Origin of the sequence: Phenylobacterium sp., from assembly GCF_031181185.1 — a bacterium.
GTDB lineage: Bacteria > Pseudomonadota > Alphaproteobacteria > Caulobacterales > Caulobacteraceae > Phenylobacterium.
The window spans coordinates 1-11388 of record NZ_JAPSKZ010000117.1 but is presented as its reverse complement, the minus strand read 5'-3'; the positions used below and the strand labels follow the sequence as shown (position 1 = coordinate 11388).

Annotated in this window: 9 protein-coding genes; 7 read left to right on the top strand and 2 right to left on the bottom strand. The window is 69.1% G+C overall.

The window, feature by feature from the left end:
- The first annotated feature begins 16 nt into the window (after positions 1-16).
- The 7 genes from RIF93_RS14135 to RIF93_RS14105 all read left to right on the top strand — a co-directional run bounded on the left by RIF93_RS14135 (position 17) and on the right by RIF93_RS14105 (position 9349).
- Positions 17-1465 carry an aldehyde dehydrogenase family protein gene (locus RIF93_RS14135; RefSeq protein WP_309092092.1) on the top strand — a complete coding sequence of 483 codons (1449 nt, stop codon included), beginning with the start codon at positions 17-19 and terminating at the stop codon, positions 1463-1465.
- Positions 1456-2208 carry an SDR family oxidoreductase gene (locus RIF93_RS14130; RefSeq protein WP_309092091.1) on the top strand — a complete coding sequence of 251 codons (753 nt, stop codon included), beginning with the start codon at positions 1456-1458 and terminating at the stop codon, positions 2206-2208. Before RIF93_RS14135 ends, RIF93_RS14130 begins: the two co-directional genes overlap by 10 nt.
- Positions 2209-2212: 4 nt before the next feature.
- Positions 2213-3079: an SMP-30/gluconolactonase/LRE family protein gene (locus RIF93_RS14125; protein ID WP_309092090.1), complete on the top strand. Its 867-nt coding sequence runs from the start codon at positions 2213-2215 to the stop codon at positions 3077-3079.
- Positions 3072-4853, top strand: a complete 1782-nt coding sequence (locus tag RIF93_RS14120) for an IlvD/Edd family dehydratase (RefSeq protein ID WP_309092089.1) — start codon at positions 3072-3074, stop codon at positions 4851-4853. The genes RIF93_RS14125 and RIF93_RS14120 overlap by 8 nt, the downstream gene beginning before the upstream one ends.
- A 197-nt stretch (positions 4854-5050) precedes the next feature.
- Positions 5051-6430, top strand: a complete 1380-nt coding sequence (locus RIF93_RS14115; RefSeq protein WP_375163883.1) for a sugar porter family MFS transporter — start codon at positions 5051-5053, stop codon at positions 6428-6430.
- A gap of 16 nt (positions 6431-6446) precedes the next feature.
- Positions 6447-7721 carry an MFS transporter gene (locus RIF93_RS14110; RefSeq protein WP_309092087.1) on the top strand — a complete coding sequence of 425 codons (1275 nt, stop codon included), beginning with the start codon at positions 6447-6449 and terminating at the stop codon, positions 7719-7721.
- Positions 7718-9349, top strand: a complete 1632-nt coding sequence (locus tag RIF93_RS14105; protein ID WP_309092086.1) for a glycoside hydrolase family 43 protein — start codon at positions 7718-7720, stop codon at positions 9347-9349. The genes RIF93_RS14110 and RIF93_RS14105 overlap by 4 nt, the downstream gene beginning before the upstream one ends.
- Here the strand turns inward: RIF93_RS14105 and RIF93_RS14100 are convergent.
- Both RIF93_RS14100 and RIF93_RS14095 read right to left on the bottom strand, forming a co-directional pair.
- The gene (locus tag RIF93_RS14100; protein WP_309092085.1) at positions 9325-10701 is read right to left on the bottom strand and encodes a glycoside hydrolase family 28 protein; all 1377 of its coding nucleotides are present in this window, start codon (positions 10699-10701) and stop codon (positions 9325-9327) included. The genes RIF93_RS14105 and RIF93_RS14100 overlap by 25 nt on opposite strands.
- A partial coding sequence (locus tag RIF93_RS14095) for a glycosyl hydrolase family 28 protein (protein WP_309092084.1) occupies positions 10701-11388 on the bottom strand: 688 nt, incomplete at its 5' end. The genes RIF93_RS14095 and RIF93_RS14100, both read right to left, overlap by 1 nt.

Below are 11388 nucleotides of genomic sequence, written 5' to 3'. Positions count from 1 at the left end.
CGGCGGAGGCCGCACGATGACGGACACCCTGGCGCACTTTATCGGCGGGGAGCGGGTCTCGGCCGACGCCGTCGAGGAGAGCCGCAACCCCTCGAACACCAACGACGTGGTGGCCAAGCTGCCGCGTGGCGGCGAGGCCGAGGTGAACGCGGCGGTGGCGGCGGCGAAGCAGGCGTTCCCCGCCTGGTCTGATGCCTCACCCGAGCTGCGGTCGGACCTGCTGGACAAGGTCGGCGACACCATCCTGAAGCGCCGCGAGGAGCTGGGCCGGCTGCTGTCGCGGGAGGAAGGCAAGACCCTGCCCGAAGGCATCGGCGAGACGGTGCGGGCGGGTCGCATCTTCAAGTACTTCGCCGGCGAGGCCCTGCGCCGCCACGGTCAGAACCTCGACTCCGTGCGCCCGGGCGTTGAGATCCAGACCTACCGGCAGGCGGTGGGGGTCTATGGCCTGATCACGCCCTGGAACTTCCCCATCGCCATTCCGGCGTGGAAGAGCGCGCCGGCGCTGGCGTTCGGCAACACGGTGGTGATCAAGCCGGCGGGCCCGACGCCCGCCATCGCCGCGGCGCTCGCCCAGATCATCCACGAGGCCGCCGAGGCGGTGGGCGCGCCGAAGGGCGTGTTCAACATGATTTTCGGCCCCGGCGCGATGGGCGCGAAGCTGGTCGAGCACAAGGACGTGGACGGCATCTCGTTCACCGGCTCGCAGACGGTGGGCGCCAGCGTCGCCGAGGCGGCGATGAAGCGCCAGGCGCGCGTGCAGCTGGAGATGGGCGGCAAGAACCCGCTGATCGTCCTCGACGACGCCGACCTTGATCGGGCGGTGATGGTGGCCCTGGACGGCAGCTTCTACGCCACCGGCCAGCGCTGCACGGCGTCCAGCCGGATCATCGTCGCTGACGCGATCCACGACCGTTTCGTGGAAGCCCTTGCGGAGAAGGTGGCGGCCCTGCGGGTGGGCGACGCGCTCGATCCGAACACCCAGATGGGCCCCGCCGTGAGCGAGGACCAGATGGAGACCAGCTACCGCTACATCGACATCGCCAAGTCCGAGGGCGGCCGTGTCGTCACGGGCGGCGGGCGGCTGAAGCTCGACAACCCCGGCTGGTACGTCCAGCCGACGCTGATCGCCGACACCCACAAGGACATGCGGATCAACTGCGAGGAGGTCTTCGGACCCGTGGCCAGCACCGTGCGCGTGAAGGACTATGACGAGGCGCTGGCGGTCGCCAACGACGGCGACTTCGGCCTGTCGGCCGGCATCGTCACCACCTCGCTGAAATACGCCCGCGACTTCCAGCGGCGCGCCAAGGCCGGGATGGTGATGGTCAACCTGCCGACCGCGGGCGTGGACTACCACGTGCCGTTCGGCGGCATCAAAAAGTCGAGCTACGGCGCACGCGAGCAGGGCTTCGCGGCGATCGAGTTCTACACCCAGACGAAGACGGCCTACTCGTGGGCGTAACCTCGGCGATCTATCCCAGCCTGAAGGGCAAGCGCGTCGTCATCACCGGCGGCGGTTCGGGCATCGGCGCGGGCCTCGTCGAGGCCTTCGTGCGGCAGGGGTCCGAGGTGCACTTCCTCGACGTGCTCGAGGCGGAATCCAGGGCGCTGGCGGAAAGCTTCGCCGGGGCCGAGGTCCCGCCGGTGTTCCACCGCTGCGACCTGACCGACGCGGGCGCCATCGAGGCGTGCTTCGAGAAGATCGGCCCGGTTCAGGTGCTGGTGAACAACGCAGGCAACGACGACCGTCACAGCCTGGACGAGGTGACGCCGGCCTATTTCGACGATCGGATCGCAGTGAACCTTCGCCACATGATCTTCTGCGCCAAGGCCGTCGTGCCGGCGATGAAGGCCAATGGGGGCGGGGCGATCATCAACTTCGGCTCGATCTCCTGGCACCTCGGTCTGCCGGACCTGGTGCTCTACGAGACGGCGAAGGCGGGCATCGAGGGCATGACCCGGGCCCTGGCGCGCGAGCTGGGACCGGACAACATCCGGGTCACCTGCGTGGCCCCGGGCAACGTCCGCACGCCGCGCCAGATGAAATGGTACACGCCCGAGGGCGAGGCGGAGATCGTCGCCCAGCAGTGCCTGAAGGCGCGGATCGAGCCTTCGGACGTCGCGGCCCTGGTCCTGTTCCTGGCGTCGGACGACGCCCGCATGTGCACCGGACACGAGTACTGGGTCGACGCAGGCTGGAGGTAGTCCCATGGGCGAGCCGGAATGTGTGCTGCGCGCCGACGCTCAACTCGGCGAGGGGCCCGTCTGGCGGGCCGAGGAGGACGCGGTCTGGTTCGTCGACATCAAGGGCAAGCGCATCCACCGCTACGAGCCGGTCACGGGCGCCGCCTGGAGCTGGGCGGCGCCGGATCAGCCGGGGTTCATCGCGCCCGCAGCGGGCGGCGGCTGGGTGGCGGGCCTGAAGTCGGGTCTGCACCGGTTCGATCCCAAGACGGGCTTCGAGCTGATGACGACGCTGGAGGACCCGGCGCTGGACAACCGGCTGAACGACGGTTTCGTCGATGCGCAGGGACGGTTGTGGTTCGGCTCGATGCATGACGGTGAGACCAACCTGACCGGGGCGCTCTACCGCCTGGATGCCCAAGGCCTGAAGCGCATGGACACCGGCTACTGCATCACCAACGGTCCGGCCATGAGCCCGGACGGCAGGATCCTCTACCACACCGACACCCTGCAGAAGACGATCTACGCCTTCGACGTGGCGGCCAACGGCGACCTGTCGAACAAGCGCGTGTTCGCCAAGATCGAGGACGGCGCCGGCTATCCCGACGGGCCCGCCGTCGACGCAGAAGGCTGCGTCTGGACGGGCCTCTATGCCGGCTGGGGCGCGCGCCGCTATTCGCCCAAGGGCGAGGTGGTCGGGTTCGTGAAGCTGCCCTGCGCCAACGTCACCAAGATCGCCTTCGGCGGCGACGACCTGAAGACCGTCTATGCGACCACGGCCTGGAAGGGCCTCTCGGACGCCGACCGCAAGGCCCAGCCGCTCGCCGGGGGCCTGTTCCGGTTCGAGGTTGACGTTCCCGGCCTTCCGCAGAACCAGATGGCCCATGCCTGACCGCAAGCCTGTGCGCCCGTTCCGGTCCCGGGAGTGGTTCGCCGCGCCCGGACGCTCCGACATGACCGCGCTCTACCTCGAGCGCTTCATGAACTACGGGATCACGCCCGAGGAGCTGCAGTGCGGAAAGCCGATCATCGGGATCGCCCAGACCGGCTCCGACCTGTCGCCGTGCAACCGCATCCACCTGGAGCTGGCCAAGCGAACGCGCGACGGCATCCGCGACGCGGGCGGCATCCCCATGGAGTTCCCGGTCCATCCGATCTTCGAGAACTGCCGCCGCCCGACCGCGGCGCTGGACCGGAACCTGGCCTATCTCGGTCTCACCGAGATCCTCTACGGCTATCCGATCGACGCTGTCGTCCTGACGACCGGCTGCGACAAGACCACGCCCAGCGGGATCATGGCCGCCTCGACCGTCGACATCCCGGCCATCGTGCTGTCGGGCGGGCCGATGCTGGACGGCTGGCACGAGGGCGAGCTGGTGGGCTCCGGCACGGTGATCTGGCGCAGTCGCCGCAAGCTGGCGGCCGGAGAGATCACCGAAGAGGAGTTCCTGGCGCGCGCGACTGCGTCTGCGCCGTCGGCGGGGCACTGCAACACCATGGGCACGGCCTCGACCATGAACGCAGTCGCCGAGGCGCTGGGGCTGTCGCTGCCCGGTTGCGCGGCGATCCCGGCGCCCTACCGCGAGCGCGGGCAGATGGCCTACGAGACCGGCCGGCGGATCGTCGAGATGGCCCATGAGGACCTACGGCCGTCCAAGATCCTGGACCGCGCGGCCTTCCTGAACGCGATCAAGGTGGTCAGCGCCATCGGCGGCTCGTCGAACGCCCAGCCGCACATCGTGGCCATGGCTCGCCATGCAGGCGTGGAGCTGTCGCCGGACGACTGGATGACCCACGGCTACGACGTGCCGCTGCTGGTCAACATGCAGCCGGCCGGGAAGTACCTGGGCGAGCGATTCCACCGCGCCGGCGGCGTGCCTGCGGTGATGTGCGAGCTTCTGAAGGCCGGCCAGATCGAGGGCGGCTGCGCCACCGTCACGGGCAAGACCCTGGCCGAGAACCTGAAGGGCCGCGAGGCCACCGACCGGGAGGTGATCTTCCCCTACGAGGCGCCGCTGAAGGAGCGGGCCGGCTTCGTGGTGCTGAAGGGCAACCTCTTCGACTTTGCGATCATGAAGACCAGCGTGATCTCCGAGGAATTCCGCCGCCGCTACCTGTCGGAGCCGGGGCGGGAAGGCGTCTTCGAAGGTCGTGCGGTCGTGTTCGACGGATCGGACGACTATCACCACCGGATCAACGATCCGGCGCTCGGCGTCGACGAGCGGACGATCCTGGTGATCCGCGGGTCGGGTCCGCTGGGGTGGCCGGGCTCAGCCGAGGTGGTGAACATGCAGCCGCCGGACGCCCTGATCCAGAAGGGGATCACCAGCCTTCCGACGCTGGGCGACGGGCGCCAGTCGGGCACCTCGGACAGTCCGTCGATCCTCAACGCCTCGCCCGAGAGCGCGGCCGGCGGCGGGCTGGCCTGGCTGCGGACCGGCGACGTCATCCGGATCGACCTGAACGCCGGGACCTGCGACGCCCTGGTGGACGAGGCCGAGATCGCGCGCCGCCGCACCGAGCCGCCTCCGCCCGTCCCGGAAAGCCAGACCCCGTGGGAGGAGATCTACCGCGAGAAGACCGGCCAGCTGGCCGATGGGGCGGTGCTGGAGATCGCGCTGAAGTACCGTGGCGTCGCGGCCAAGACGCCTCGCCACAACCACTAGCTTTTGAACAACACGGTCATGTCAGCGGGCTTGACCATGATACCGCTATCATTAAGGCTGCGCGTGACGAAGGCCCGATGAGAGGCCGGCGCAATCAACAAGCGGGCGCGACCCGCGAGGGAGGTCATCGAGTGTCCACCACAGGAAGCACGCCCGTAAGCGGGCTGGGCGCCGGCGGCGAGGCCGCGCGCGTCAACATGGCCTTCATCGGCGCCATCGTGGCCGTCGCCACCATCGGCGGCTTCATGTTCGGCTACGACAGCGGCGTCATCAACGGCACGCAGGACGGGCTGGAGGGGGCGTTCAACCTGTCGAAGCTGGGCACCGGCCTGAACGTGGGGGCCATCCTGGTCGGCTGCGCCGTCGGCGCCTTCATGGCCGGGCGCCTGGCCGACCGGTTGGGCCGGCGCACGGTGATGATGATCGCCGCCGCGCTGTTCATCCTCAGCGCGCTGGGCACCGGCGCGGCGAATTCGTCCTTCATCTTCATCATCGCGCGCTTCATCGGCGGCCTGGGCGTCGGCGCGGCCAGCGTGCTGTCGCCCGTCTACATCAGCGAGGTGACGCCGGCGAACATCCGGGGCCGCCTCTCCAGCGTCCAGCAGATCATGATCATCACCGGCCTGACCGGGGCCTTCCTCGCCAACTACCTGCTGGCTAAGACGGCCGGCGGCTCCACGGCCGAGTTCTGGATGGGCTATCCGGCGTGGCGCTGGATGTTCTGGATGCAGACCATCCCGGCCAGCATCTTCTTCCTGACCCTGCTGCTGATCCCCGAAAGCCCCCGCTACCTGGTGGTGAAGGGCCGCGACGCCGAGGCCGAGGCGGTGCTGACGCGCCTGTTCGGCGGAGCCGAGGCCAAGCGCAAGGTCGCCGAGATCCGCGCATCGCTCGCCGCCGACCACCACCGGCCGAAGCTGTCGGACCTCATCGACAAGACGACCGGCAAGATCCGCCCGATCGTGTGGACCGGCATCGGCCTGGCCGTGTTCCAGCAACTCGTCGGCATCAACGTGGTCTTCTACTACGGCGCGGTGCTGTGGCAGTCGGTCGGCTTCTCGGAAGACGACGCCCTGAAGATCAACATCCTGTCGGGCTCGCTCTCGATCCTGGCGTGCCTGGCCACCATCGGCCTGATCGACCGCATCGGCCGCAAGCCCCTGCTGCTGCTGGGCTCGGCCGGCATGGCCGTGACCCTTGGCGTCATGACCTGGGCGTTCTCCACGGCCACGATGGTGGGCGGATCGCTGCAGCTCTCCGACAGTGTCGGTCTGGTCGCCCTGATCGCCGCCAACGCCTACGTGGTCTTCTTCAACCTCAGCTGGGGCCCCGTCATGTGGGTGATGCTGGGCGAGATGTTCCCGAACCAGATCCGCGGCTCGGGCCTGGCGGTGGCCGGCTTCGCCCAGTGGATCGCCAACTTCGCCATCAGCGTCAGCTTCCCGGCCCTGGCGGCTTCCCTGGGCCTGCCGATCACCTACGGCTTCTACGCGGCGAGCGCGCTCGTCTCCCTGTTCTTCGTCCGGGCGATGGTGAAGGAGACCCGCGGGCGCGAGCTCGAGGAGATGACCGGCTAAGCCTGGAGCCTCCGCCATGGCCACCGTCCGGGCGCTCCGCTGGTGGATCATCGCGCTCATCATGCTGGGCGCGGTGCTGAACTACCTGACGCGCGCGACTATGAGCGTAGCGGCGCCGACCCTGCTCGTGGATCTGTCGATCACCGAGCAGGAGTACGGCTGGATCACCGGCGCCTTTCAGGCCGGGATCATGCTGCAGCCGGTGGTGGGCTATGTGCTGGACACCCTGGGCCTGCGGGCCGGCATGGCGATCTTCGCCGGCGCCTGGTCGGCGATCTCGGTGGCCCACGCGTTCGCCAGCAGCTGGCCCGCCTTCGCCATCCTGCGGGGCCTTCTGGGCTTCGCCGAGGGCTCGGCCAACCCGGCCGGCATGAAGGTCGTCGCCACCTGGTTCCCGGCTCGAGAGCGGGGCTTCGCCGGCGGCTTCTACAATATAGGCGCCTCGGTCGGCTCCATGCTGGCGCCGCCGCTGGTGGCCTGGGCCATCCTGGCGTTCAACTGGCGTGCGGCCTTCGTCATCACCGGCGTCCTGGGCTTCGTCTGGGTCGCGCTCTGGTGGTGGGGCTACCGCGCGCCCGACCGCCATCCGGCGTTGTCGGGCGATGAGAAGGCGCGGATCGCCGCCGGCCAGGAAGCCGACCTGCAGGCGGACGGCGCCAAGCCCTCGATCCTGCAGCTGCTGCGCCGGCGGGACTTCTGGGGGATTGCGCTGCCCCGCATGCTGGCCGACCCGACTTGGGGCACGCTGTCGTTCTGGGTCCCGCTCTATCTGGTGCAGACCCGCGGCTTCGACCTGAAGCAGATCGCCATGTTCGCCTGGCTGCCGTTCGTGGCGGCGGACGCGGGCTGCCTGTTCGGACCCGCCGTCGCGGAGTTCCTGCAACGGCGGGGCGTCAGCCTGATCAACGCCCGGCGGGGCGCCTTCACGCTGGGCGCGCTGATGATGACCGGCATGATGTTCGTGGGCCGCGTGGAGAGCCCCTATGCCGCGATCGCGCTGCTGTGCCTGGGCGGCTTCGCCCATCAGACGCTGTCGGTGACGGTGATCACCATGGCCTCGGACCTGTTCAAGCGCAGCGAGGTGGCGACGGTGGCCGGCATGGCCGGGACCTGCGGGAACCTGGGCGTGCTGATCTTCTCGCTGCTGATCGGCAGCCTGGTGGCGACCGTGGGCTATGACCCGTTCTTCATCGCCCTGGGCCTGCTCGATATCCTGGGCGCCGTGGTGCTGTGGACCCTGGTGCGCGACCGGCCAGCGACCAAGACGGTCTCGGAGCTGCCAGCCGTATGAGGATCCGCAATCCGATCCTTCGGGGCTTCAATCCGGACCCGTCGATCGTGCGGGTGGGCGACGACTACTACATCGCCACCTCGACGTTCGAGTGGTTCCCAGGCGTCCAGATCCACCATTCGCGCGACCTGAAGCACTGGCGGCTTGCCGCCCGGCCGCTGCGGCGCGCGAGCCAGCTCGACATGCGCGGCGATCCCGACTCCTGCGGCGTCTGGGCGCCGTGCCTGACCTACGCCGACGGACTGTTCCACCTGGTCTACACCGACGTGAAGCGCTACGGCCGCACGACCGTGGGCGGCGCGTCGGGAGCGTCGCTGCGGGACTTCCACAACTACCTGGTGACTTCGCCGACGATCGAAGGCGACTGGTCCGATCCCGTCTATCTGAACTCCAGCGGCTTCGATCCGTCGCTGTTCCATGACGAGGACGGCCGGAAGTACCTGCTGAACCCGCTGTGGGACCACCGCCCCGGGCGGAACCGCTTCGCCGGCATCGTCTGCCAGGAATACGCGCCGGAGGAACGCCGGCTGGTGGGCGAGCGCCGGGTGATCTTCGAGGGCACATCCCTTGGTCTCACCGAGGCGCCGCATCTCTACCGCCGGGACGGATGGTACTACCTGGTCACCGCCGAAGGGGGCACTGGCTGGGGACATGCCCTGACGCTGGCGCGGTCACGCGACCTCTGGGGACCCTACGAGGTGCAGCCTGGGGGACCGGCGTTGACCGCGCGCGACAAGCCCGACGCGCCGCTGCAGCGGGCGGGCCATGCCGACCTGGTGGAGACGCCGGATGGCCGGACGTTCGCCGTCTACCTGTGCGGCCGGCCGCTGCCGAACCGCGGACGCTGCGTGCTGGGCCGAGAGACCGCGATCCAGGAGCTGGTCTGGGGCCACGACGGCTGGCTGCGCACCCGCGACGGCCGCAGGACACCCGAGCTCGAGATCGACGGGCCGGACCTGCCGGAGACGCCGTTCCAGGCCGATCCCGTCCGGCGGGACTTCGACGGTCCGGCGCTGCCGCCGGAGTTCCAGTGGCTGCGAACGCCATACCCTGAGGAGATCTTCAGCCTGGACCAGCGGCCCGGCTTCCTGCGGCTCTACGGCCGGGAGAGCATCGGCAGCCTGTTCCGGCAGGCCCTGGTGGCGCGCCGCCAGCAGGCGTTCTGCTATTCGGCCTCCACCCGCATGGAGTTCGAGCCCCAGCACTTCCAACAAGCTGCGGGGCTGGTCTGCTACTACAACGCCGCCAAGTTCCACTATCTGACGGTGACGCACGACGCCGAGCTCGGCCGCTGCATCCAGGCGATGTCGGCGCTGCCGGACTCGCCGCAAGCGGACGCCTTCACCAAGCCAGTCGCGATCCCGGCGGGGCCGGTCGAACTGCGGGTGGAGGTGGATTATGAACGTCTGCGGTTCGGCTGGCGCGTGGGCGAGGGCGCCTGGACGTGGTTGCCGGAGGTGTTCGACGCCAGCATCCTGTCCGACGAGGCCACGCAGCCAGGAGCGCCCAACTTCACCGGCGCCTTCGTGGGCGTCTGCTGCCAGGACACCTCGGGTGCGGCCAGGCCGGCCGACTTCGACTGGTTCGAGTACGTCGAGCGCGACTACCGGGCGGACCCGACCGCCTGAGCCTTGATCTGCCCGTCCCAGCGCTGGCCGCCGATCACCACGTTGTCGAAGCGCAGCTGCTCGACGTTCTCCAGCACCAGGGTGGTCTTGGCCTCCCGCACCGCGATGTCGCGCAGGATGACCTCCCTCAGCGGCGCCTGGGCGGGCGCGTGAGCGTCGAAGAACGTCCCCACGCGGTCGACCTTGAAGTTCTCGAAGACCACGTCGCGGTAGGTCGAGGGAAAGTTGCCGCCCAGCTCGCCGGGGTAGTTCAGCTGGAACCAGAACAGCGTGCCGAACTCCTCGACCGTCATGTTGCGCACGCGGACGCGCTCGACCGTCCCCCCGCGGTCGAGGTTGGCCTTGAAGCGGATCGCCGAGGCGCCCTTGCGCAGGATGTTGTCGGTGAAGAACACGTCGTGGATGCCGCCCGACATCTCGCTGCCGAGGGCGATGCCATCCTCGCCGCCCATGTCGTTGTTGCGCACCAGCACCCAGGCGCTGGGCCGGGCGATCTTGCGGCCGTCGAGGTCGCGGCCCGACTTGATCACCACGCTGTCGTCACCGGTGCGGAACCAGCTGTCCTCGATCAGCACGCGGGTGGAGGATTCCACGTCCACGCCGTCGTTGTTCGGGAAGTGGCTGTCGACCTTGATGCCGCGCACGACCACGTCGTCGGCATAGACGAGGTGATTGACCCAGAACGGCGAGTTCTTGGCGGTGAAGCCCTCCAGGCGGATGCGCTTGCCCCCGAACACCTGGATCAGCGGCGGGCGAAGGTGCGTGCCCCTGGCGAACACCCGCCGCTCCACCGGCACGCCCTCGAAGCCCATGCGGCGCAGGCGCTGGAAGTCGGGCTCGGCGGTCTTGTGCCAGGGGTGGAAGCCGCTCTGGGCGTTGCCGTCGATGACGCCCTCGCCGGTGATCGCCACGTCCTCGACGTCGGCGGCATAGACCAGAGGCGAGTAGGTGAGGACCTCGGTGCCTTCCCACCGCGTCTTCACCGGCGGCAGGTAGTCGTCGGGGTTCGGCGAGAAGAGGAGGGTGGCGCCCTTTTCCACGCGCAGTTCGACGCGGCTCTTCAGCCGGATAGGCCCCTTGGAGAACCAGGCGCCGGGACCCAGCACCACGCGGCCGCCGCCGGCGCGATTGGCGGCGGCGATGGCGGCCTCGATGGCGGGTCGGGCGTCGGTCTTCCCATCCGGCCGCCCGCCGAAGCGAGCGGGCGAGAAGGCGCGGTCCGGGATGCGCGGGGCGGCGATGGAGGCCGCCATAGCTTCGGCCTTGCGCCACATTTCGGCGTCGGAGGCGGCATGCGCCGGGACCACGAACGAAAGGGCCACGAGCCCGGCGAGCAGCGTACGGCGGAGCATCAGAGGTCCTTGGTCAGGTCGCGGGCCACACGGCCGTTCACGCGGACGTTGGAGAGCTTGAGGCCCTCCACGTGCTTGACGATCGAGGGCTCGGCCACGCCTTGGAAGTCGCAGTTCTCGATGCGGATGTCGCGAGCGGGCGCGCCAGGCAGGCCCTGCAGGTCGACCGCGCGGCGGCTCTTGGCGCTCTTCACGTTCTGGATCAGGACGTCGCGCAGCACCGGCTTGAAGCGGCCGTTCGCGCCTTCCTCGTAGTTGAAGTCCACCGTGACCACCGCCCGGCGGACGTTGCCAACCTCCAGATTGCGATAGCGCACGCGCTCGACGACGCCGCCGCGCAGGGCGTTGTTCTTGAAACGGATCGCGTGGTCGAGGTCAGGGCTGTCCAGGCGGCAGTTCTCGGCGAACACGTTCTTCACGTGGCCCGAGATCTGGCTGCCGATGGTGAGGCCGCCATGGCCGTCGGCCATGCGGCAGCCGCGGATCACGACGTTCTGGCAGGGAACGCCGATCCGGCGGCCGTCCTCGTTGCGGCCTGAATTCAGCGCGATGCAGTCGTCGCCGGTGGAGAGGAAGCAGTCCTCGATCAGAACGTGGTCGCAGCTCTCCGGGTCGATGCCGTCGTTGTTCGGACCGTGACTGTTGATGTCGAGTTTGCGGATGGTGACGTTCTGACAGAGCACCGGG

Coding starts and splice junctions, on each gene's coding strand:
- RIF93_RS14135 (WP_309092092.1), top strand. CDS start 17: ATGACGGACACCCTGGCGCACTTTATCGGCGGGGAGCGGGTCTCGGCC.
- RIF93_RS14125 (WP_309092090.1), top strand. CDS start 2,213: ATGGGCGAGCCGGAATGTGTGCTGCGCGCCGACGCTCAACTCGGCGAG.
- RIF93_RS14100 (WP_309092085.1), bottom strand. CDS start 10,701: ATGCTCCGCCGTACGCTGCTCGCCGGGCTCGTGGCCCTTTCGTTCGTG.
- RIF93_RS14105 (WP_309092086.1), top strand. CDS start 7,718: ATGAGGATCCGCAATCCGATCCTTCGGGGCTTCAATCCGGACCCGTCG.
- RIF93_RS14115 (WP_375163883.1), top strand. CDS start 5,051: ATGGCCTTCATCGGCGCCATCGTGGCCGTCGCCACCATCGGCGGCTTC.
- RIF93_RS14120 (WP_309092089.1), top strand. CDS start 3,072: ATGCCTGACCGCAAGCCTGTGCGCCCGTTCCGGTCCCGGGAGTGGTTC.
- RIF93_RS14110 (WP_309092087.1), top strand. CDS start 6,447: ATGGCCACCGTCCGGGCGCTCCGCTGGTGGATCATCGCGCTCATCATG.